This is a genomic window from Aquisphaera insulae, assembly GCF_011064615.1.
Classification (GTDB): domain Bacteria; phylum Planctomycetota; class Planctomycetia; order Isosphaerales; family Isosphaeraceae; genus Aquisphaera; species Aquisphaera insulae.
In genome coordinates this window covers 26,932-49,683 of sequence record NZ_JAALJH010000042.1, presented here as the reverse complement: position 1 = coordinate 49,683, position 22,752 = coordinate 26,932, and the positions used below count along the sequence as shown (strand labels likewise).

16 protein-coding genes are annotated in these 22,752 nt (G+C 67.6%); 9 read left to right on the top strand and 7 right to left on the bottom strand.

Annotated features, from left to right (window positions below):
- The first annotated feature begins 85 nt into the window (after positions 1-85).
- The gene (locus G6O54_RS20885; RefSeq protein ID WP_165227605.1) at positions 86-1,498 is read left to right on the top strand and encodes a sialidase family protein; all 1,413 of its coding nucleotides are present in this window, start codon (positions 86-88) and stop codon (positions 1,496-1,498) included.
- 440 nt (positions 1,499-1,938) lie between these two features.
- A complete protein-coding gene (locus G6O54_RS20875) occupies positions 1,939-2,454 on the top strand; it encodes a Uma2 family endonuclease (protein ID WP_165227604.1) in 516 nt (171 codons plus the stop codon).
- A gap of 72 nt (positions 2,455-2,526) precedes the next feature.
- Here G6O54_RS20875 and G6O54_RS20870 read toward each other — a convergent pair whose 3' ends face one another.
- Together G6O54_RS20870 and G6O54_RS20865 are read right to left on the bottom strand one after the other, a co-directional pair.
- A complete protein-coding gene (locus G6O54_RS20870; protein WP_165227603.1) occupies positions 2,527-3,447 on the bottom strand; it encodes a Calx-beta domain-containing protein in 921 nt (306 codons plus the stop codon).
- Positions 3,448-3,869: 422 nt separating this feature from the next.
- The gene (locus G6O54_RS20865; RefSeq protein WP_165227602.1) at positions 3,870-4,652 is read right to left on the bottom strand and encodes an SDR family oxidoreductase; all 783 of its coding nucleotides are present in this window, start codon (positions 4,650-4,652) and stop codon (positions 3,870-3,872) included.
- A gap of 53 nt (positions 4,653-4,705) precedes the next feature.
- Here G6O54_RS20865 and G6O54_RS20860 point away from each other — a divergent pair, with 53 nt between their 5' ends.
- Positions 4,706-5,101: a winged helix-turn-helix transcriptional regulator gene (locus tag G6O54_RS20860; RefSeq protein ID WP_165227601.1), complete on the top strand. Its 396-nt coding sequence runs from the start codon at positions 4,706-4,708 to the stop codon at positions 5,099-5,101.
- Positions 5,102-5,225: 124 nt separating this feature from the next.
- Here the strand turns inward: G6O54_RS20860 and G6O54_RS20855 are convergent, their stop codons facing one another.
- Positions 5,226-6,488, bottom strand: a complete 1,263-nt coding sequence (locus G6O54_RS20855) for a glycosyltransferase (RefSeq protein ID WP_165227600.1) — start codon at positions 6,486-6,488, stop codon at positions 5,226-5,228.
- A 914-nt stretch (positions 6,489-7,402) separates the two neighbouring features.
- Here G6O54_RS20855 and G6O54_RS20850 point away from each other — a divergent pair.
- Together G6O54_RS20850 and G6O54_RS20845 are read left to right on the top strand one after the other, a co-directional pair.
- Positions 7,403-8,968 (top strand): 5'-methylthioadenosine/S-adenosylhomocysteine nucleosidase family protein, encoded by a 1,566-nt coding sequence (locus G6O54_RS20850; protein ID WP_165227599.1) that lies wholly within the window; start codon positions 7,403-7,405, stop codon positions 8,966-8,968.
- 272 nt (positions 8,969-9,240) lie between these two features.
- The gene (locus tag G6O54_RS20845; protein ID WP_165227598.1) at positions 9,241-9,933 is read left to right on the top strand and encodes a PEP-CTERM sorting domain-containing protein; all 693 of its coding nucleotides are present in this window, start codon (positions 9,241-9,243) and stop codon (positions 9,931-9,933) included.
- A 447-nt stretch (positions 9,934-10,380) separates the two neighbouring features.
- Here the strand turns inward: G6O54_RS20845 and G6O54_RS20840 are convergent, their stop codons facing one another.
- The 3 genes from G6O54_RS20840 to G6O54_RS20830 all read right to left on the bottom strand — a co-directional run bounded on the left by G6O54_RS20840 (position 10,381) and on the right by G6O54_RS20830 (position 13,953).
- Positions 10,381-11,418, bottom strand: coding sequence for a DUF1559 family PulG-like putative transporter (locus G6O54_RS20840; protein WP_165227597.1), 1,038 nt, complete (start codon positions 11,416-11,418; stop codon positions 10,381-10,383).
- The gene (locus G6O54_RS20835; protein WP_165227596.1) at positions 11,415-12,545 is read right to left on the bottom strand and encodes a hypothetical protein; all 1,131 of its coding nucleotides are present in this window, start codon (positions 12,543-12,545) and stop codon (positions 11,415-11,417) included. The genes G6O54_RS20840 and G6O54_RS20835 overlap by 4 nt, the downstream gene beginning before the upstream one ends.
- Before the next feature lie 934 nt (positions 12,546-13,479).
- Complete coding sequence (locus tag G6O54_RS20830; RefSeq protein WP_165227595.1) at positions 13,480-13,953, bottom strand: hypothetical protein; 474 nt, start codon at positions 13,951-13,953, stop codon at positions 13,480-13,482.
- Positions 13,954-15,065: 1,112 nt separating this feature from the next.
- Here G6O54_RS20830 and G6O54_RS20825 point away from each other — a divergent pair.
- A complete protein-coding gene (locus G6O54_RS20825) occupies positions 15,066-15,782 on the top strand; it encodes a fused DSP-PTPase phosphatase/NAD kinase-like protein (protein ID WP_165227594.1) in 717 nt (238 codons plus the stop codon).
- Here G6O54_RS20825 and G6O54_RS20820 read toward each other — a convergent pair.
- On the bottom strand, positions 15,761-19,177 hold the full coding sequence (locus tag G6O54_RS20820; RefSeq protein ID WP_250847006.1) for an exo-beta-N-acetylmuramidase NamZ domain-containing protein: 3,417 nt from the start codon (positions 19,175-19,177) through the stop codon (positions 15,761-15,763). The genes G6O54_RS20825 and G6O54_RS20820 overlap by 22 nt on opposite strands.
- 84 nt (positions 19,178-19,261) lie before the next feature.
- Between G6O54_RS20820 and G6O54_RS20815 the strand changes: the two genes are divergently transcribed.
- The 3 genes from G6O54_RS20815 (at position 19,262) to G6O54_RS20805 (ending at position 22,733) form a co-directional block, all read left to right on the top strand.
- Positions 19,262-20,317 (top strand): formylglycine-generating enzyme family protein, encoded by a 1,056-nt coding sequence (locus G6O54_RS20815; RefSeq protein WP_250847005.1) that lies wholly within the window; start codon positions 19,262-19,264, stop codon positions 20,315-20,317.
- A 98-nt stretch (positions 20,318-20,415) separates the two neighbouring features.
- On the top strand, positions 20,416-21,690 hold the full coding sequence (locus G6O54_RS20810; protein ID WP_165227593.1) for a Gfo/Idh/MocA family protein: 1,275 nt from the start codon (positions 20,416-20,418) through the stop codon (positions 21,688-21,690).
- Between the two features lie 158 nt (positions 21,691-21,848).
- Positions 21,849-22,733, top strand: a complete 885-nt coding sequence (locus G6O54_RS20805) for a ThuA domain-containing protein (protein WP_165227592.1) — start codon at positions 21,849-21,851, stop codon at positions 22,731-22,733.
- Positions 22,734-22,752: the final 19 nt, after the last annotated feature.

The following is a 22,752-nucleotide window of genomic DNA, read 5'->3' as shown; positions in this document are numbered from 1 at the left end:
GGGACCTCGATCGCCGCAACCCGACGCCCTATCATGACGAGATCGTGCGGAGGAGCGGACGTCAGGACGGTCGGAGGGGTTCGCCATGTGCGGATTGCGTCATGCGGTGGTCGTCGCCTTGCTCGTCGAGGCCTGGGGGGGCTCGGCCTTCGGCTGGCAACAGGCCGCGAAGCCGCCGGGGTTCATCAAGGACGCCGACGACCTGCGGGGCCGGATCGCGAAGGAGCTCCAGGCGACAAGGCCCGACTTCGTCGTGTTCGTGCCCAAGGTGGAAGGCGACAAACTCGTCGACACGGGCAACGAGCACTTCCTCGTCTTCGACGGCCCCACCGGATCGTTGATGGCGGTCTGGACCCAGAGCTCGGTCGAGAACTCCTCGGCCGCGCTCCCGCCCGACCAGCACATCGCGTTCGCCCGCAGCGACGATGAGGGGAAGACCTGGACCGAGCCCCGGATCATCGCCGGCCCGAAGAAGCCGGGCGACGGCCCGATGGCGAGCTGGGGCTATCCGCTGGTCTCGAAGAAGGGGCGGCTTTACGTCCTGTACAGCCAGCATGTCGGCAAGTACGACACGTTCTTCCACCACACAGGATGGCTGCGCGGGATCTACTCGGACGACGCCGGCAAGACCTGGTCGGCCCCGCAGGAGGTTCCCGTCGCGCGGAGCATCCACGACAACCCTGACCCGACAATGCCCCCCAACATGCTCTGCTGGCAGAAGCCCCTCCGGCTGGGCGAGGGGGGGAAATACCTCGCCGGCTTCACCCGCTGGACCAGCCACGCCGTCATCCCGCATAAGCTCAAGGACTGGCGCGCGGCCGACGCCCGGGTCGAGTTCATGCGATTCGAGAACGTCGATGATTCACCCGAGCCGCGCGACCTCGAGATCTCATGGTTCGCCTCCAACCGGAAGGCGCTGGCCGTGCCGTTCCCCGGCCATCCCGAGCTGAGTGCGTGCCAGGAGCCCTCGACCGTGAAGCTCCCCGACGGTCGCCTGTTCGTCGTGATGCGGACCGCGGTCGGGAGCCCGTACTGGTCGCAGAGCCGAGACAGCGGCGAGACCTGGGACGCCCCTCGGGTCCTGCTGCGCAAAGATGGCGGGGCCCCGCTGCTCCATCCGCTCTCGCCTTGCCCGATCTACGACGTCGGTGGCGAGGCGGCCGGCAGCGGCACGTACGCGCTGTTTCTCCACAACCACGACGGCCATTACAAGACCTACGGCCCGGAGGACACCGGCTTTCATCGTCGGCCCGTCTTCCTCGCCGCCGGCCGCTTCCATCCTGGCGGCGATCAGCCGATCTGGTTCGACGAGCCGAGGTTCTTCATGGACCACGACGGCGTTACGCTGGGCAAGCCGGGCACGGCCGGCCGGCTCGACCTGGCGCTCTACGCCAGCTCGACCGTCCGCCGCGGCCAGGCCGTGCTCTGGTATCCCGACCGCAAGTTCTTCCTCCTCGGCCGGATCATCGGCGAGGAGTGGTTCGCCCCGGTCCCCTGACCAAAGGTTGTCGCCACCGGCTCGAGGCCCTGAGCCGCCCCCCCCGAGCCGCGTCCAGCCCCGACTGGATGGACCCGCCTTCCTCTCTGTTTTGCCCGGACTACCCACTTCGGGTGCCTGGCCTTTGGTGTCCTCGGTCGCCTGCCGATCACCGGCAACGAGACGGTGCTCGACGCCCCCCAGAACGTCCGCCTGGTCCGCCCCGCGCCCCCCGGAGCCTGCTGCGAGCAGACGCTCCCGGTCAACCTGCCAGCCACCCTGGCCCGGATCGGCCCGGGGCTTCTCCATGAACCGGCCCGGCCAGCCTCCCGCCTGCTCGCAGCGGCCGATGCTCGAGGACCAAGCATCAATGCCGCCTGTCCTGTTGGTGAGCCGTCCGGTAGGATAAACGGTGACGCCCGCTGGAGGTCGCCATGGCCACTGATGTACGCAAGAAGCCGTTGTGGACGCCGGCAAGGTTCCGGGAGGCGGTCGACGCCGGCATCTTCGATGATGTGAAGAAGGTCGAGCTTGTAAGAGGCCGCCTGGTCGCGACCATGGTGGAAGATTGGCCGCACTACAACGTCGCGTCGAACGTGAAGGAGGCCCTCCAGCCGTTGCTCCCAGGCTTCTTCGTCGAACGCGAACTCACGGTGGACGCGGGCGACTCTCTCCTCGTCCCCGACGTGCTCGTGACGCGAGGGACCAGGAAATCCCGATCGAAACTGCCGCGACTTGGGGAGATCTTGCTCGCCATCGAGGTGGCCGACACCACCCTGCGCCGCGATCGGCGGCTGAAGGCCCCGGTGTACACCGCCGCCGGGGTCGTCATCTGGGTCGTCGATGTGCGACGCCGACAGGTTGAGGCGTACGCAGGCACTTCCGCCCCGACGGTTCATGGCGTCGAGGACTCCATCCCTGTCCGCATCGACGGTGTCGTCTTCGGGGAAATTCGCGTCCGCGAGCTCTTCGATTGATCGGGGGCGGGAGGCGTAGCAACACCTCCCGTCGGACAGCCTTCCGGCTCTCAGGGTGTCGCGGTCGGGCCGTCACGGCGTCCGCGAGGCGAGGCCGTCGCCCAGCGGCGTGACGGCCTTGCGGGTCACCATCGCGACGAAATCGCCGCCGGCCACGCCGTCGCGGTTGCCGTCGATCGGGCGGCCTGAAAGGTCCAGGAGCCCCGACGACGACCCGTTCACGGTCAGCCGCAGCGGCGATCCGAGCGCGAGCGAGCCGCCCCGGGCCGTGATCGTGATTGTGTTCGTCGCGGGGTTGTAGGCGGCCTTGCTGAGCCGGACCACCTTGTCGTCTCGAGTCCCAAATATCTTGTCGCGGCCGGCCGAGATCAGGACGTGGTTCGAGAGGGCGCGGGCGCTGCTGGAATCGAGCCCCCCGTCAACCTGGATCACGATCCCCGTCACGGTCTTCTTCTTCATCGCCAGGCGGGCGGCGACGATCGAGACCGGCCGTGGAGTGGACGGTCTCGATGTCGGCGGCTCGTCGTCCACGATGGTGACGGTCGTCGTGGCGCGATCAATGGTCTCCACGCCGTTCGATGTCTCCCTGATCGAGAAGAAACGAATCGTGAACCGCTCGTCTCCCTCGGACACCGCGTCGTCGATCACCGGCACCTTGAAGGTCTTGATCGACTCCCCGGGCCCGAAGCCGAGGATCTGGGCGGTGGGCTTGTAGTCGGCCAGGGCGGTCGCCGACTGGTCGTGGGTCTCGTAAAAGAGCGAGGAAACCACGACATCGATGTCGCCGGACCGAACGACGGTGACCTCCGCGGCCCCCTGATTCTCCAGGACCTTCACGTCCGCGACCGCGTACGAAACGGACGGATTCGCCACCGCCGCGTGGGCAATACCGGGTGGGATCGTCGGTGGCGAGCCGGCGAGCAACCGTCGCTCCTCCAGCCGCTCCATCTCCAGCGCGAACGGCCGGGGAGATCGTCCGCCAGGGTGCCTCATGGTCGCTTCCCGTGAAGTGATTCCGCAAAGAGCAATTTCATGACATGAGATCCTAGCAGCGATCGCCGCCGCCGGCCATGACGACCGGAGAATTTCGCGATTCCAGAACGGCTCGTGCCTGGTCAACACCAGAAATTCGGGTCGCAGGACACGGGTCGCAAGACAGGCAGGAATGCCTGTCCCCCGGGTTCATCGCCAGGCGAGTCGGAGGACAGGCATTCCTGCCCGTCCCGGCCAACCCCAAAATTGAACTGTGACAGAGCACCAGCGCCGGGATCGCCTGCGGGGACAGCCCTGCGGGGACAGCCGCGCAGGATCCGGCTCACAGGTTTGCATGCCTTGCGAGCGTCTGGCGTACCAGGCATGGTCGCCGTCGGGAGCGGGCGGGACCGTTGCGGCCGTCCGTTCCTGGGCGGCCAGCCTCATGCGGTCGGCACGGTCCCGCCGTCGATGACGAATTCCGTTCCCGTGATGGAAGCCGCTCGCGGCGACACGAGGAAGGCGACGAGATCCGCCACTTCCTGGGGCCGCGCCGGTCGGCCGATCGGGATGCCTCCCAGTGAAGCCATCAGGGCCTTCTTCGCCCCCTCGACGTCCGTGCCCGTCTTGGCGGCCAGTTCCTCCAAAAAGCCGGTGGCCGCGGTCGTCTCGACCCAGCCGGGGGAGACCCGGACCACGCGGATGCCCTTCGGGCTCACCTCCTTGGACAGGCCCTTGCTGTAATTCGAGAGCGCCGCCTTCGCCGCCGCATAGGCGAGGGTCGCCTCGGGCAGCGGCAACTGCCGCTGGATCGAGGTGATGTGGATGATCACGCCCGAGCCGCGAGCGAGCATCGCCGGCAGGAGCGCGCGATCCAGCCGGACCGCCGAGAGCAGGTTGAGGTCGAGGGCACGACGCCATTCGCCGTCGTCGAGCACCGCGAAGCCGCCCGCGGGGGCCGACGATCCCCCGGCCACGTGGACGAGGAGATCGACCCCGCCAAGCTGGTCTCGGGCCGCATCGGCCACGGCCTCGCAACCCTCCGCGGTCGCCAGGTCCGCGGCCACGAAGAGATCATCCTCCGCGACATCCCCGGCCCGATTCCTCGCCGCGATCAGGACCGTCGCCCCCGCCTCGCGTAACGTCGCCGCGACCGCCGCCCCGATCCCCTTCGTACCACCCGTGACCAGGGCCCGCAGCCCTTCGAGTTCGCGTCCACCGCCCATGTTCACCTCCCGGATTGGTTGCTGTGGGAGGCATTATTCTCGATACTGAATTCATGGCAAGAACGGACAAAATAGTGGGGTACTCACCCACAGGTAAGATAGAGGATGTCACGCCCCAGATGGCGGCCCAGGGCGTCGAACGCGCGCTCCGCATGCTGGAGGGCCGCTGGAAGGTGGTCATCATCTTCCATCTCTTCGCGCGAGGCATCCTCCGCTTCTCGGAGCTGGAGAAGCGGATCCCGGGCGTCTCCCAGAAGATGCTCATCCAGCAACTCCGCGAGCTCGAGCGAGACGGCCTCGTCAGCCGCACCGTCTACCCGCAGGTGCCCCCGAAGGTCGAATACGGGCTGACCGAATGGGGGAAGGCCATGTGCCCGGCGCTCGACGCCCTGCTGGAGTGGGCCGCGCAGTGTCCGCCGGCCGCCGAGGACGCCCCGCCCGAGGGCTGAGCGAGACGTGGCGAAACCTCGCTGAGCAGCCGGCCTGGACGTGTGGGGCGTTCTGAGAGTCCGCCTCCGCGGCGCGGATGGCACGCGGCTGCCCCGTCATCGCGGCGAGCCGATCGATTCGGGGTCAAGCGCGGTCGACCAGCTCGGTCTCGATCCACTCCGCGGCACTCGGGGCGCCGCCCGCCTCTCGGATGGACGATCGGATCCTCTCCGCCGCCTGCCGGTAGGACGGATCGTGGAGCACGCGGGTGAGGGCCGATCGCATCAATTCCGGCCCGACCCGGTCGAGCGAGGGGAGGGCCTCACCCGCCCCGGACCAGGCGATCCGCGCGGCGATTCCGGGCTGTTCGTTGGTCACCGGCACGGCCACCATCGGCACGCCCAGGCTCAGGGCGTCGAGCGCCGTATTCAGGCCGGCATGCGTGATCGCCAGGACGGCGCGGCCGAGCAGCTCCAACTGGGGCGCGTACGAGACCACCACGGGCCGGCCGGGGAGGTCTCCGAGCGCCTCCGGCGGCACCCCATGACCCGTCGAGATCACGAGCTGGGCGTCCAGCCCGTCGCAGGCCCTGGCCATCGTCCGGAAGGCGTCCTCGACCCGGTTCTGGAGGGTCCCCAGCGACGCGTAGATCAGCGGGCGGCCGTCCAGTCGTTGCCAGGGGAATTCCACCGGCGGATAGCCGCCGGGGAGCCGGAGAGGGCCCGCGAATCGGAACGAGGGCGGCAGCTCCGAGCGTGGGAACTCGAAGGCCGCCGGCTGCTGGCTGATCTGGAGCCGGGTCGACCAGAGGTCGGCGAGCCGGCGTGGGATCGTCGTCCCGTGGCGTTTGCAATACTCGCGGATCAGGGACAGGATCGGCCGGGTCCTTCGCTCCAGCCCCGCCCACGCCAGCCGGTTCCTCAGCCGCTTCCACGCGGACTTGCCGGGGAGCCAGGGGGTGAAGTAGGGCGGGACGTTCGGCTCCGGGTGCAGCATCAGGGCGTTGCAGACCGTCGCGAACGGCAGGCCGAGCCGGTCGGCCACGACACAGGCGGTTGACGAGGCCTGGTCGACCACCAGCCGGGTGACGCCGGCCCCGCGGATCGCCTCCGGCCCGACCGTGAGCACGGCCTCCGCCGACCGGCAGAAGAGGCCGATCGTGTGCTGGAGCGCGGCCTTCCCCTGGAGCGAGCCGAGGCGCACGAAGCCCTGCCGGAATTCGTCCGGCGGGAAGATCGATCCTCCCAGCGGCACGACCTCGAAGCCGGCGTTCGTCACGGCCGGCGGCGGGTCGCCCAGCAGGAAGAAGGTGGCGCGATGCCCGCGGCCGCGAACCGCGTCGGCGAGCGCGACCATCGGGTTGATGTGCCCCGGCGAATTCGGGCAGACGAAGCCGACGTGCTCCACGCGATCGCACCCTCGTGCTGGCGGCCGTGCCGTCCACAGGTGCCCCCCGCGGCCGGGGGGCCGATTGTAGGCCGTCGTGCTCCCCTCGTCCACCGCAGTCGAACCTGACCGAGGTCCAGGCCGATTCCGGCCCGAACCGACCGAGGCAAGCTTTCCTGTCCAGGTCGGTGACGTGCCGGAATCGGGGAATCCGCGGCCTGGGAAGCCGCGGCCATGCACCTAAAGTACTTCCTCCCGGCTGCGGCTAGGGGTTACGGCGCCCCCGAGTCCTCACGCCCCGGTCATCGTCCGATCCCATCCCGAGGCCTCCCGTTCCCGCCGCCGGCTCCGGAGCGCCACACACACGCCCCCTCGCGTCGTCAGCGTTGTTGTTCCTCGGTTGCGTGGAACGTTGTGTCAAGCAGCGATGGTCACGACCGAATCAATCTGCCATGGTCTCCGCCTTGCCTAGATTGCTCTCCTCGGATGACTGGCCGTTGATCCCATTGAACCTGTCCTCCAGAGCCGAATTCACGCGGCCTCCACGACGCGTTCTCCCAGGACGTCCGGACGCGGTGTGATGCCGAGGTCCGGGTCGAGGCTTGCGGCCATGAAGCACTGGGGGCGCTGGGGGCGCTGGCAGCGGTTATCTCGATGACGTAGCTGTTCGGCCGAATGGGGCGAGCCGAACATGGCCACCGGTCCGAACGGGGCCGGCCACTGCATAGCACTCCCTAGCAGTCCGCATCCTAAATTGCTCTGGTTTAATGAGTTATCGGCACAGACTGACACTTGTTTTTTGAGATGACTGACGGGTGTATCATATACTTCTGTCATCAGGACCACGGGAAGCGCCTATCTCCGTTGCCATGCCCGCCGTCCCCGATCAATTGCCTCGTTGAGGGCTTGACTCCGAGTTGAACCGAAAGCATGCCATGTCCGCCGCCTCTCCTCCGATGCCGCCCCTTGAACAATTGGAAGAACTCGCCAAGGCTCTCACGCGATTCCTCTGGCATGATGAGAGCTCCTTCTTCGCTGTCCCCAGAGCGCAGGAGGCACATCGCCTGCCGGGATTCCTTCGCGTTGCCGACACCATCAGGCCCCTACGAGATCTCCAGGAGACGAGCGGCTGGCCCCCCTGGCTAAAGGAATTCATCCCTCAGCTCATCAAGATCTTCGATGTCCTAGCCTACACTTGGGGATGGGGGGAGCTGCTGAAGCCGGAGGAAGTCCGTGCCGCATATATCCAACGACGCCACGAGCAATTCCGCGAATCCTATCTGATCCCCATCCAGGAGGCGGCCAGACTCTGCCGGATGCATTTCTCGTCGATCGATTGCCCTTCGGTCGTCGAAGAGCTGTGCGAGACAATCCCTCCGATCGACTTCGACCTTATGCCCAGAATGAACCCCCAGGATCGGCTCGATCCTCTCTGGGACGCGATCTATCGGAAGCAAGGGGCCTTCTTGCTGGGTGAGTCGTTTCCCTCGCTCTCTGGGGCGGGCGGCGATGCTGAGCAGTTCGCCCCGGATCGGGTCCTCGGCGAGGCCCTCAAGTTCGCACACCGGAAGCTGGAGCGGCTTGTGGCCCAGGCCAAGGCCGAGCAGCGGACTTCGCCGACCGAGCAGCCGCCTCTTCGACCGGTCCTCGAATTGCCGTTCTATCTCGCTGAGGATCAGCCGTGGCACGGCGCGCTACCCGAGGTCCGGGAGGCTGCTTTCAAGGATCTCATATCCCAAGTCGGCCAGATCGATCTCATTCTCTTCACGGTCACCGATATCGAGCTGCATGCCGCTCTACGTCTCGTCGAACCTTTGCCCCGCCGAAAGTTCGTACAAAAGGGGTTCGTCCAGCAGGAGACCTACTACCTCGGGAGGCTTGGCACATGCAACATGGCTGTCACCAAATGCCGCATGGGCTCGGTCGGTTCGGGCTCTGCCGAGCTTGCTACTCAGCACGCCATCCAGATTTGGCGACCTCGCGCCATTATCATGGCCGGCATCGCCTTCGGCAAGGAGCCGGCGAAGCAGAGGATCGCCGATGTGCTCGTTGCCTCCGAGATTATCCCCTACGAGCCACAACGGGTCGGGGAGGCTCTCACCATCCGGCGCGGAGCAGTAGTGCCAGCCAGTACGACCTTGTTGAACCGATTCGATAATGTGCCGCACTGGTCCTTCTCGCGGCCGGACCGATCGCCCAGTGGCAAGGTCGTCGGCCCCGTCCTATCGGGCGAGAAACTGGTTGACGATCTCGCGTTCAAGTCGTCCCTGTTCAACGCCCATCCCACAGCGATCGGGGGCGAGATGGAGGGCGCTGGACTGGCCGCAGCTGCGCACCGGCATGGGGTTCCCTGGATCATGGCAAAGGGCATTTGCGACTGGGCAGATGGAGCGAAGCATGACAGTCATCAGCCGCTCGCGGCAGCGGCGGCCATGTCTTTAGTCCATAATGTCTTGTCGCAAGCCGATGTCCTTCACGGCCTGGAGAAGAAGATCCTCTGAGCTACTCCGTACTCCCCTTGGATAGCTGGCAATCGGTGCCCCTGGCCATCGGTGCCCCCATCGGTGCCCCGCAGCCTACTCTCCTTGGCTGCCTGGCCATCAATGTCCCCAACCGGAAAGCCCCTCTTCCCTCTCTGCATCACTCTAATTGCCCGCTTTGGGAGCCTGGCCTTTGATGTCTGCGTGTCGAATCTCTGCGACACACACGTCCCCGCCGCGATCATTCCGCACAACATGCACTTGTGACGGGTTCAGGCATCCGTGATGACCAGATGTCTTTGATCAGCACCCTCGAACCGCAGGGAAACCGACCTATGCGCCGAATGGCGATCTGTCTAGCCATTGCCCTATGCGCACCGTCGTTCCTGGCCTCCTCGCTCCACGCCGAAATCATACTGGAGACGGCCACCGCAGGCCCGAACCCGACGCCTGCCGTCGGCATCGGCGGCTTGCAGTGGATCGGTGCGCGGTTCAGCCTCACTCAGACGGTCAAAGTCGAGAGCATCGGCGTCAATCTGTCGGGCTCCTCGACGATCTTTGGGGCCATCGTCGCGCTGAGCGGGCCGGGCGGCCTGCCGGGAGTGCCGCCCTCGCAGATCGAGGCCGACGCCCTGGCGGGGACCTCCTTCACCGTAGGCCAGGCCGTGGCCGACTACTCCACCGCCCTGCCGGTGCTGCTGGCTCCGGGCGATTACGGGGTCGTCTTCGGCGTGGGTGAGTTCGGTGCCAACGGGGGAGCGAACCTGACGGGGGGCAACATCCCGACGGCCCAGGCATCCTTCTTCAGCGCCTTGCCGCTGAACGGGAACATCTGGTTGGATCGGCCAGACCTGACCGGTCTTCGCATCTTCGTGAACGGCCAGGCCGTCCCCGAACCGGGATCGATCACCTTGCTTGGCATGGGTACTCTCGGCCTCCTGCTCCTTGGATCGAAATCGGGTTACCCGACGCGGCGTCTTGGATGACCAAGAACGCAGCTCCGGCATCCTCCGAGGACATCCCGCGGGCAGTCGAAGTCCTGATCGGCATGGTGCTCCGCGGAATTTGCCTGATGCTCGCGGCGGGTCTCGCACTGCTGGGGATTCTGGCATGGTTCAAGACGTGGCCATGGTGGAAGGCTCCCCTGCTCTTCTCGGCGGTCCTCGCTCTATGCACCTTTGCTTTCAGGCCGCGGGGTAGGGGAGCCTGTGGCCACGCACTCAAGACAGAAAGACCAGGAAAGCTGGCGAACACACGAAGTGAACGGCTCGTCGCTATCACGAGCCGGCCGCTGACAGCCCCAGGTCCCCGAATCCACCAACCGGAAGGCCCCGCTTCCCTCTCTCGCATCACCCAGATTGCCCGCCTTGGGAGCCTGGCCTTTGATGTCCTGGCCTTTGATGTCTTTTGCTGACCGGAGGGTAGGATTCCACTCAGTCGATGGCGTCCAGGACCTCGCCTCCGGCACGGGTCGCCAGCGCTCGCCACACGCGCGGCGAGACTCCGTCCGCGACGAAGCGCACACTGCCGTCCATCGAGGCCGTCATGACGCCGCCGTTGTGGTAGCTTGTGGCCGGGAACACCCCCCCGTGAATGACTCGGATATCGATCGGCTCCAGGAGGTCGTCGAAGGCGCAGGCCACGCCCTTTCCATTAGGCGGCAGTAAGTGGTTGTAGTTCGTGAAGTGGAAGCCCGAGACGAACCAGCTTTCGCCTCCGCGCGATTCGACCGCGAAACCGGCCGGCACCGAATTACAGAGCTCCACGGCTTCGTCGGCAGAGAGGATCTGCGCCGCCCCATTGAACGGCGAAAGAGAATAATCGCCCCCGCGCTTGAAAGTGGACTTCACCCAGTCCCCTTGGAGACGCTCCGAGACCCCGACGGTGTTGGATAATCCGTCCGTGAAAGCCGCCGGTGAGTAAGCGAAGTGCGTGGTGAAGGGACCTGCCAGGGAAGGCGGGTCGCTTGCACCGGGTGCAAATCGGCACGTCACGCCAACGTTGAAGCGATAATTCGTCCGGCCATAACCTTCGACCACCCCGCCCGAGTCCGACGGACACAAGAACAGCCCTACGTGACTCAACATCGCGGTCCGGTTTGAGACGAGACCGTCGGTGACGACAGGAACAAAGTAGAAATTCACAGAGTTATACAGGGGCACATTGTCGGCAAGATGCAACGTCCGGGTCAGGACACTGTAGTAATGTGCGGCGGGCATGCCAGGTCGGTACGACGCAAGATCAATCGGTGGGAAGCACCCGGATTGGGAGACGTAATTCTGAAGAGCGAGCCCAATCTGTCTCAGATTGTTCGAGCAGTGCATCTTCCGCGCCGCTTCCCTCGCACTCTGCACGGCGGCCGTGGTGAGCATGAACAGGATGCCGAGCACCCCGACGACGATGACGAGTTCGACCAGCGTGAGCCCCGAGCGAACCGCGCGCAGGAGCACGGCCCCCTTTGTTCCGCTCATCGGATCCACCTCTTTCGAAGCCAGATCGCGCACACGAGCACGGCGGCCGATACGAGGCCGATGGCCACGATGAAGGCGTGGCGGGGAGAGTTCTCCAACTCTCCCGGCAGGGCGGGCGCCCCGATGGCGTTCCCGGCTAATGGCTTGATGAATCGTGCCGGCGTGGTAGAGGCTTTCAACGCTTTCAGGTCGCGCAATGATATTCCGCTGAGGTCCTGGTAGACGACTTGCTTCACGGAGTCCGGAATCACGACCTTCTCGTCGAAACTCAACTGGAAGTCGCTTGATCTCGGCTTCTTGCTGACTTCGAAACCGGTCATTCTCATCAATTTGGCCGTTCCGTTCATCGCGTTGTAGAGGACCATAGACTTGGGAAGCCAGCAGCGATCGGCGCAGTGGAACACGTCCCCCAGGACGGCCATGGTACCAAGTCTGCCATGCTCGTCGTAATTCTCCGTCGCCATGGGCAGGCAACCTCGCACCGGATCCACCGTGTACGCCCGCTTCAAACCAGCCTCGGTCTCGAAGACGACCCGAATCATTTGCCGCCCGTCGCGTTGGAAATCCATGTTCAACTCGCTGACTCGTGTCTTCTTCTCCTCCAGTAGCGGGAGTTCGCTCGTGAACCTCGTCGCGCGATCCCGAAAACCAAGCGGCTGCACGAATAGAAAGTAGCTGCGGAAGTAAGACTGGTCCGCGTCCGGGAAGATCTCCACGGAGTGGCCCAAGGACCCCTTCGCCGGGTCGACGATCGACTTCACGTCCAGGCACGTCGACTTGCGATCCGTGAGCGCCTGGATGCTCATGTGCTTGAGGCGGAACCTGGAAGCAGAATCCACGGATACGCCAGCCTTCAAATCCGCTTCGTCGTAGAGACACCGGTAGACGGCGTTTTCCGCTTCGAAGACGTAACTGCCGCTCGCTCTGGAGGAGACCTCGATCTCACCGCGCAGCGCCTGCTCAGGGCCGCGTGCCGTCCCTGTCACAAGATCGAAAGTGAACGAACCATACTCCAATTGGGACAGGTTCGCCGCCTGGCTCGTGGCAATGAACCTCGGGACGGCGTCTTGCTGTTTCTCATCCGTTGCGGCAACCGCGACTGCGGCGACCATGATCACCACTGTCATCATCAACACTCCCCAATCGGCCCACGCGGCGGGATGCGACCCCGTAGGTGAAGACCGCAGAAGGTGCAAACGGACCAGTGGCCACGCCGGAACCAGTGGCCACGCCGGAACCAGTGGCCACGCACCCAGGATAGAGGACCCAATGGAATCAGTGACCACGAGGGGAACCAGTGGCCAGGGGAATCAGTGGCCACGCACCCAGGATAGAGGACCCACGCGAACGGGGGAATGCACCGGCCGAGCGGCGCATCGATCCCGCGCAGGACAGTGAACAGAAGGCACCCGCCGGAATAGCTCGATGGGAACGGAGCAATTGTCCCCGGGAAACTGGCATAGAGGCAAGGCTTGATTTGCCGCGATCCGGGCGGCCGTGATCGTCTCCGTGAAGGTGCGGGGGATCTTGATGGGCAACTTCTTGGAGATTCCCCGCGAGTTTGTCCCCATCCCAGGATTAGTTGGCGAATGCGGCGTAGCGAGATTGCCCCCATCGGAGACGCAGCCTGTCTTGCCGTGACTCGATGATCCGGCAGGGGCGGAGCAACGGCCCGCGAGCCGGGGGGACGCTGCGCTCCTCTTCTCTCTGGCCACCCATTCGATCGTGTGGGATCAGATCATGGGGAGACTCCTCTCTTGCCTGGTCGCGGCGGGAAGGATCGCTGCCCGAATCTCCCGGCACGGATCGAGGATCCGGATAGACGGTCCGGCGATCCCTCCCGAGCACGGATTTCCGATTTTGGTGAAACTGGCCGCCGCCTTTTCGGGATTGTACTGGATAGGCGCTCGCGCGATTGCGCGCGCTTCACCAGGTACAACCCACGTGAGGGCGACCGGCGATGAAGACCAGGCCCGGGGGTTCGGCGAGGGGACGGAAGGCGGCGGCGCGGCCGAAGGGCCGGGGCGAGGATCCCCGGGGCATGGAGCGGAGGACGGCGGACTACCTCAGGGACGCGGGCCTCGGCGCAAGCGACCACGAACGCGAGCTGCTGGCAAAAGCCGCCGAGCTCTCCTGGAAGATCGAGCAGGCCGAGAAGGCGGAATCCGCTTTCCTGGCAAAGGTTACGGCGAAACCGAAGGGGCCGCGGAAGCGGTCGCCCGCGACGAACGAAGCCAATCGCGAACGGGTCGAAGTCCTCACGCAGAAGCTCCTGGCGTGGACCGGCTGGGTCGACGATCCGAGCGAGCAAGCCGCGGCGATCATCGCCGAGCTGGAGACGACCGAGGCGGGCCGGCTGACGCTCCGCGGCCACTGGCGGACGCTCCGCGACTGGATCCGGCTGGGGGGCGAGATCGGCCTCCCCGAACGACACCAGTTCGTCCGGCTCCTCGGCGGCGACTCCTGGGACACGACGATCGACCCGCTGATCAACGCCGTCTTTCGGGCCTGCAATGCGCTCGATCCCAATGGCATGGCCGGCTGCGAGGCCTACTTCGCCGCGGCTCGGGCGCATGCAGGAAGGGGCGAGGGGCGAGGGGCGAGGGGCGAGGAGGAGCAGACGGAGGGACGGGGAGAGATCATCGGTTGCCAGGCTCGGGACGGAAGCGCGGTGATTGACGGCACGGGCCGACGTCAGCCATTCCCCCCGTCCTCCTCGTCCCTCGCCCCTCGCCCCTCGCCCCTTTCCGAGGCCCCTCGCCGAAGCCCCTCGATGGGGTGCCCGGACTTTCTGATCGAGTCGCTCTGCTGGCGCGAGCTGGGGCCGCCGCCGAGATCGGCGGATGCGGCCTGGACGTTCCTGCTGCGGGTCATCGACGACGAGCTCGGGCGGATCGAGGCCCTGGACGGTGCGGCGGAGGAAACCGGTCGCGACGACGACGCGGCGTTTCTCGCGGAGGCCGATCTCGAAGGGCCAAGGCGAGAGGTCGCGGCGATGAGCCGGGAGCTGATGGAGGTCCTCGACGCGCTCTGCCGGCTTCGGCGGGGGAAGAACCCGGCCGGCGAGCCGCCGATCCTCGAGGAGCCGGCCGGGGCCGAGGATGGGGACGGTTCAACGGCGCCGAGCGCGGCCAGTCCCGAGCCCCTGATGGGCCGGCTCGACAACGAAATCGCGACCGAGCACTCGTCACAAAATGCGCGTCAAGTTTCTAACAGGCAAGAACTTACATCGATCGATCCGGAAACGCCGCGCGACGAACGGACCCAAATCGGGGCCGGGTCATCGGGATCGGAATGCGGCCCGGCGGTTCGGGGTCGCGGGGCCGGCCGGCGGAGGCTGAAGGCCGCCCGGGACGCGTGCCGAAGAGTGGGAGGAGGGGTGGCCGGGCGGTCCTTCCGATTCGCCCGTCCGTCCGTTCGACCTTCCGGCGGCCGTCGCACCGGGATCGACCTTGACCCCTCCGGGCCGTTGGCGTTTCATGAGGCCCTCCGTCCCCGAGGTGAGAGTCCCGGGGTCCTATCCGGACGCGCCAGTCCCCGACCGAGGCAAGAGAGAAACCGTGCACCCCACGATCGGAGTCGCCGATCCCCCCCCTTCCCCGGCGAGACCCGGGGCGTCGATCCCATGGGCCCGGCGGATCGTCCGGATGGCACTCCTCGCCGCCCTGGCGGGCGTCGGTGGCCTCGCGGCGCTCTGGCTTCGGCCGATGGTCACCGCGAACTTCGGGGTCGTGGACCCGGGTCGCGTGATCCGTGCCGCCCAGCCGACGACCAACCTGCCCGCGCTGATCGCCGAGAATCATCTCGCCTCGATCCTCAACCTCCGGGGTGGGTCGTTCCGGGATCCCTGGTATGCGGAGGAGGTGCAGACGACCGCGGATCGCGGCGTCGCCTTCTACGACGTCCCCCTCAGCGCCACCAGGCGGCCGGGGCGTCACGAGCTGCTCGCCATCCTCGACGTGATCGCGACCTGCGACTATCCGCTCCTGATCCACTGCAAGGCCGGGGCGGATCGGACGGGGCTGGCCTCCGCCCTCTATCGGATGGTCCGCCTCGGCGAGGGCCCCCGGCAAGCCTCGCGGGCCTTCACGATCTACCACAGCCACCTGCCGCTTTTCGGCCCGGAGCACCTCCACGAGCCGCTCGAGGAGTACGCCGCCTGGCTCGAAGCCCGGGGGCTCGACCACACTCCGGAGCGGTTCCGCGACTGGGTCCGGGACGAGTACCGTTCCGACGACCCGCACACGGACCCGCCCCGGCCGCGGCCCGGGCCCCGCGCACCCGCGAAGTCCAGGAAAGCCGCGCCGGAAGAGCCGCCGCGCCACGACATCGCCGCCGGGCCTCAATCCGCCGAGCGGTCGTAGAGCAGGTAGCGGGCCCGAACCTTGCGGAACTCCTCGAGCTCGGGACCCCAGCTCGCCATGATCTCGGCGGCGTCCTTCCCCTTGAGGATCGCGTCCTGCGACGCCCGATCGCCGAGCATGCCGAGGACCTTCTCCGGCTTCCAGTCGTTCGGATGGAGCTTCCGCAGCGTCAAGGCCAGCGACAGCCCCAGCCGGAGCGGATCGAAGGCCGACCGGTCGGTGATCTCGATCAGGACCCCGCCGCATTTCTCGCCCTTGAACTGCCGCTCCGCGGGAGCGAACGTGAGGGGGACGAACCGCGCCCCCGGCACGCCCGAGGCGTTGAGCGCGGCGGCGAAGGCGACGGGCTCGATCCAGGGTGCCCCGACGCGCTCGAACGGCGTGTCGGTCCCGCGCCCGGTCGCGAGGTTGGTGGCCTCGAGCCAGCCGACGCCGGGGTAGAGCAAGGCCTCGGTCGGGCTCCGCATGTTGGGCGACGGGTTGACCCAGAGCAGGCCCGTCCGATCGTAGGTCCGCTCGCGCGTCCAGCCCTTGCAGGGGATCACCTCCAGGCTCGCGCCGATCTTCCGCTCCGCGTTGTACAGCCGCGCCAGCTCGCCGAGGGTCATCCCGTGTCGGACCGGCAGCGCATGATAGGCGATGAACGACTCGAGCCCGGCGTCGAGCACCGGGCCGCCCACCGCCAGGCCCCCGATCGGGTTCGGCCGGTCGAGGACCACCAGCCGCTTCGAGGACTCCTTCGCCGCTTCCAGGACCAGGCCCAGGGTCGTGCTGTACGTGTAGTAGCGGACGCCGATGTCCTGGATGTCGTAAACCAGGTCGTCGATCCCTTCCAGGTCGGCGGCCGTCGGCTTCCGCCTGGAGCCGTAAAGGCTGATTACCGGCAGGCCGGTCGCCGCGTCCTTGCCGTCGGCCACGGCCGCATCGACCTCGCCGCGGATGCCGTGCTCCGGGCTGAAGAGCCGGACGAGCGTCACCCCCGGCGCGCGGAAGAGGACGTCGATCGTCGACCGGCCGTCGCGCGATCGTCCCGTATGGTTCGTCACCAGCCCCACCCGCCGGCCCTGAAGCGGCTTGAAGCCGTCGGCGGCCAGGACGTCGATCCCGCAGAGGACATCCGCCGGCCGATCCGGCCTCAAGGCCGATGCCGCCGCGGGCGGAGCCGGCGATGGCGATTCCGCCCCGGCCGAGGCCGGCCTCGTCGCGGGTGCGTCCACGATCGCCGCGGCCGTGAGGGTCGCGACCCGCGCCCGCAGGTCGGCCGGCGAGGCCCCCTTGCCGTCGGGGTGGAGGCGGCTCGTCAGCAGGATCACGAAGGCGTCCGTCTCCGGATCGATCCAGATGCTGGTACCCGTGAATCCGGTGTGGCCATAGCTGGACGGCCCGAAGAGCGCCCCGCGCGGGCCGCTCTGCCCGGTGGCAACGTCCCAGCCGAGCCCCCGCCGCTGGCCCGGGGGCGTCGAGCCCGGATCGATCATGGTGCGGACCGTGAGCGGGGCGAGCACCCGCCGGCCATTCGCCGCGACGCCCCCCGCGAGCATCATCCGGGCGAACGCGGCCAGGTCGTCCGCGGTGGCGAAGAGCCCCGCGTGGCCGGCGACGCCCCCGAGCGCACGGGACCTCGGGTCGTGGACCTTGCCCCGGAGCATCTCCCCGCCGGGCCGGTCGCGCTCGGTCGGCACGCAGCGATCGGCGGGGGCCATGGGCCCGGCGGATCCGATCGGCCGGAAATGGGCGTCGGCCATCCCCGCCGGGCCGAAGATCCGCTCCGCCGCGAATCGGTCGAGCGATTGCCCGGAGATCCGCTCGACCAGCCGGCCCAGGATCATGTAGCCCACGTCCGAATAGACGAGCTTCTCACCGGGCTCGTACTCGAGCTCCAGCGCCGCGATCCGCTTCCAGGCCTCCTCCGGCCCGTTCGCGAAGTCCCCGATCGGGTTGTCCGCGATCAGGCCGGCGCGATGCCGCAGCAGGTGCTCGATCGTGATCCTCGCCTTGCCGTGGTTGTCCAGCTCGGGCAGATACCGGACGATCCGGTCGGAGAGCCGGAGCTTGCCCTCTTCCAGGAGGATCATGACCGACGTGGCCGTCGCGACCGGCTTGGTGATCGAGGCCATGTCGAAGAGCGCATCCCGCGTCATCGGATCCGGCGACGGCTCCACGGCCCGCTTGCCGGCCGCGTAGGCATGGGCGACGGCCCCGCGGCGGCCCACCAGCACGACGGCGCCGGGGACCTCGCCCGCCGCGATCGACCGGTCGATGGCGGCGTCGATCCGCGCCAGCCGCTCGGCGTCGAAGCCGAGCGTCTCGGGCGCCCTCGACGGCAGCGGCAGTGGTCGCGGCAGCGGCCCCGGCGCGGCGGTGGCGGGCTTCGCCGTCGTCCGGGGCAATTCCTTGAAGCGGGAGGACTCCTGGACGCGAGGACCTTCGGGCGTCTCCCGGACGTAGACCGCCGCCACGCCCGGCATGCTCTCGATCAAGGCCAGCCCCCGCTCGGGCCCCATCATGTAGACCGAGGTCTCCAGCGAGTCGGCCGTGCCGCCGTCGGGCGCCACGACGGTGACGCTGGCCCGCTCCACCACCCCCATCCCCGTGACCGGATTGATGATGTGCGAGTACCGCTTGCCGTCGATGACGACGAACCGCTCGGCGTCGCCGGACGTCGAGACGGCGCAGTCCCGGAGCGACAGGTAGGTGAGCGGCTCGGCCTTCGGATCCAGGCCGGACACGGCGATCGTCCAGCCTTCGGCGTCCGGCGGCGGATCCCCCAGGACGATGTCCCCCGCGCCCCCCACGAGGGCCCGGGGCACGCCGTGGGATCTCAGGACGTCGATCGCGGCCTGCGAGGCGTAGCCCTTGGCGATGCCGCCGACGTCCAGCCGCATGCCGGCCTTCGCCAGCCGGACCGTCCTCTTCGCCGGGTCGAGCGTCATCATGTCGGCGCCGACGAGCTCGCGAGCCTTCGCGATCAGGTCCGGGTCGGGCAGCTTGCGGTCCCGCCGCGCCCGCCTCCAGAGCCGGCCCACCGGCGCGATCGTGACGTCGAGGACCCCGCCGGTCCGCGCGTGGAAGTCCTTGGAGAGCCGGAGGACGTCGAAGAGGTCCGCGCTCACGGGCACGGGGGGGCCGCCCGACAGGAGCCCCAGGCGCGACAGCTCGCTGTCGGCCTGGTAGTCGCTGAGGCAGGCGTCCAGGGTGGCGATCCGATCGAAGGCCGCCCGGGAGGCGCTTCTGGCTTCGGCCTCGCCGGTCGAGTATAAAACAAGCTTGAAGGAACAGCCCATGTGCGTCTCGACGAACTCGAAACGCGCGAGTGATCCCGCCGGATCCGGATTCGAGACGGCCCCGGCTGTCGTCGCGAGACACAGCCAGGCGGCCAGGTGCGATGCGAGCATGAAGTCTCCCCTGCGGACGATGGCTCGAGGCGCGGCAAGACCGATGAGTCCGGACCTACCCCGTAAAGCTGGAGCATATCAAACGTGAGCCGACCGTTGCACAACCGCGGCCGGGTCGTCGCCGCGGCCCTGTCCCTGTCTCTCGCCCTCGCCCACCTCTCCACCGCCGTCGCCCAGGAGCCGGCCCCCGCCACGCCGGACGCCTCCAAGGCCTACACCGAGTCCATCCCCGGGACCGACCTCAAGTTCGAGATGGTCCCCATCCCGGGCGGCGAATTCGTCATGGGCTCGCCCGCCGACGAGGAGAAGCGCGGCGAGGACGAGGGCCCGCAGCATCCCGTGAAGATCGCCCCGTTCTGGATGGGGGCCCGCGAGGTGACCTGGGACGAGTACGACCAGTTCGCCTTCCAGCTCGACATCAAGAAGAAGAAGCGCGATAACGTCGACCTGACCGCCCAGCCCGAGACCGAGAAGAAGGCCGACGCCGTCACCCGCCCCACGCCCCCCTACGCCGACGAGACGTTCGGCTTCGGCCGCAAGGGCCAGCCGGTCATCTGCATCACCCATCACGCGGCCATGGAATACTGCCGCTGGCTCTCCGAGAAGACCGGCAAGGTCTACCGCCTCCCCACCGAGGCCGAATGGGAATATGCCGCCCGCGCGGGGACCAAGTCCGCCTACTCCTTCGGCAACACCGCGGAGCCGATCGGCGAGTACGCCTGGTACGTCGAGAACGCGGAGAAGCCCCAGGCCGTCGGCAAGAAGAAGCCCAACCCCTGGGGCCTCTATGACATCCACGGCAACGTCGCCGAATGGTGCCTGGACCATTACATCCCGGAAGGCTACAAGGCCTACCCGACCGACAAGCCGACGCTCGGCCCCGTCATCCTGCCCGACGCCAGGGAATACCCCTACGTCGCCCGCGGCGGCTCCTGGGACGACGACGCGGAGAAGCTCCGCGTGGCGGCCCGCCGCTCCTCCAACCCGGAATGGAGCGTCCAGGACCCCCAGCGCCCGCAGAGCATCTGGTGGCACACCGATGCCACGTTCGTCGGCTTCCGGATCGTCCGCCCCGTGGCCGAGCAGGAGAACCTCAAGGGACTGAAGTCCCAGGTCGTGAAGGGCAAGACCACGCGCTAACCTACGCCGCCGGCCCGGGGGGGCCGATGACTCCCCCCCCCGGCCCGGGCTCGTTCGTGCGACCCCCGCCTCGATCCCCATCCCAGGAGAATGATCCCATGACAGGCCCCTTCGGCTCCCATCGCCGCGACTTCCTCAAGGCCTCGACGGCCGCCGCGGCCGGATTCGGCCTCCTCCCCAACGCCCACGCCCGGGGCACCGACGCCATCAAGGTCGGCCTCGTCGGCTGCGGCGGCCGGGGCACCGGCGCCGCGGACAACATCTGCGAGGCCGCCGGCACCACCTACAACATCAAGATCCACGCCCTGGCCGACGTCTTCGAGGATCGCGTCCGCAACTGCCGCGACGCCATCAAGAACGGGGACCACAGCAAGGACAAGTTCGACGTGGCCGACGAGCGCTGCTTCATCGGGCTCGACGGCTACAAGAAGGTCATCGAGGCCTGCGACCTGGTGATGCTGGCCACGCCGCCGGGCTTCCGCCCGCTCCACATCGCGGCCGTCATCAAGGCGGGCAAGAACCTCTTCACCGAGAAGCCGGTCGGCGTCGACCCCACCGGCATCCGCAAGGTGCTGGCCGCCTACGAGGAGGCCAAGGCCAAGAAGCTCTCCGTCGTCGCCGGCACCCAGCGGCGGCACGAGGCCGGATACGTGGAGAGCATGAAGCGGATCCACGAGGGGGCCATCGGCGAGATCGTCTCCGGCCAGGTCTACTGGAACGGCGGCGGCATCTGGGCCGTCAAGCGGCAGCCGAACTGGAGCGACACCGAGTACCAGATCCGCAACTGGTATCACTACCTCTGGCTCTGCGGCGACCACATCGTCGAGCAGCACGTCCACAACCTGGACGTCGCCTGCTGGGCGCTCGGCTCGCCCCCGGTCCGCGCCGTCGGCATGGGCGGACGCCAGGCCGCGCCGGAACCGGAGCGGGGCAACAGCTACGACCACTTCGCCGTCGACTACGAGTTCCCCAACGGCGTCCACATCGCGTCCATGTGCCGCCAGATCCCCGACACCGAGAGCAACGTCTCCGAGACGTTCGTCGGCACCACGGGCCAGTGGCACAGCGGCGGCTACCGCTTCACCGGCAAGTCGCCGGCCCGCGTCCGGGCGCGGGGCATCAACCCCTACGTCCAGGAGCACATCGACCTGCTGGAGAGCATCACCACCTCCAAGCCCATCAACGAGCTGAAGCAGGTGGCCGAGAGCACCCTGGTCGCCATCATGGGCCGGATGTCCGCGTACACCGGCAAGGCCATCACCTGGGAGCAGGCCCTCAACTCCAAGCTCGATACCTTCCCGGCGACCCTGGACATCCACGGCAAGATCGAAGAGCCCCCCTTCCCCAGGCCGGGCGTGTCCGAGCTGATCTGAGCGGCCCCGAGCCGGCCCGATCGGAGTCGATGCGTTCGACGCGCTACCCACACACGCCCCACCGGGCCTCGCCCCCGCCGACGAGCCCGGTGGGCGTTTCGTTCCCGATGATCGTTCCTCCCCGACCTCAAGATTCCACCGATGGAGACCGTCCCTCCATGGCAAGAAACCTCGCGATCGGCCTGATGACCGTCGGCCTGCTGATGGGCAGCATCGCCCGCGCCGCGTCGGCCGCCGACACCACCAAGATCGTCCTGATCGCCGGCCGCCCGAGCCACGGCCCCGGCGACCATGAGTTCAACGCGGGCTGCAAGCTGCTGGCCAAGTGCCTGGCCCAGAAGCCGGGCATCGAGCCCGTCGTCGTCACCGGCGGCTGGCCGAAGGATGAGTCGGTCTTCGAAGGCGCCAAGGCCCTGATCTTCTTCATGGACGGCGGCGGCGGCCACCCGATGATCCAGGGCGACCACATCGAGAAGCTCCAGGCCCTGGCGGCGAAAGGCGTCGGCATCGCCTGCCTGCACTACGCCGTCGAGGTCCCCAAGGGGCAGCCCGGGGACAAGTTCCTGGACTGGATCGGCGGATACTACGAGACCGGCTTCTCGACCAATCCCCACTGGATCGCCGACGTCAAGGCGCTGCCGAAGCATCCGATCACCGCCGGCGTGGAGCCCTTCGCCGTCCGCGACGAGTGGTACTTCAACATCCGCTTCCGCCCCGAGATGAAGGGCATCACGCCGATCCTGATCGCCAAGCCGGACGACGAGACGCGCAAGGGCGTCTCCGCCTCCCCGCGGGGCCCGTATCAGCACATCCTCGACAGCAAGGGCCGGGATGAGGTCATCGCCTGGGCCGTCGAGCGCCCCGACGGCGGCCGGGGCTTCGGCTTCACGGGCGGCCACGCCCACAAGAACTTCGGCGACCCGAACTTCCGCAAGCTCGTCCTCAACGCCATCCTCTGGACCGCCGGCCTGGACGTCCCCGACGGCGGCTTCGACAGCAAGGTCACGGCCGGGGAGCTGACCGAGAACCTCGACCCGAAGTGAGGGCCGGCCCCGGGCGGCG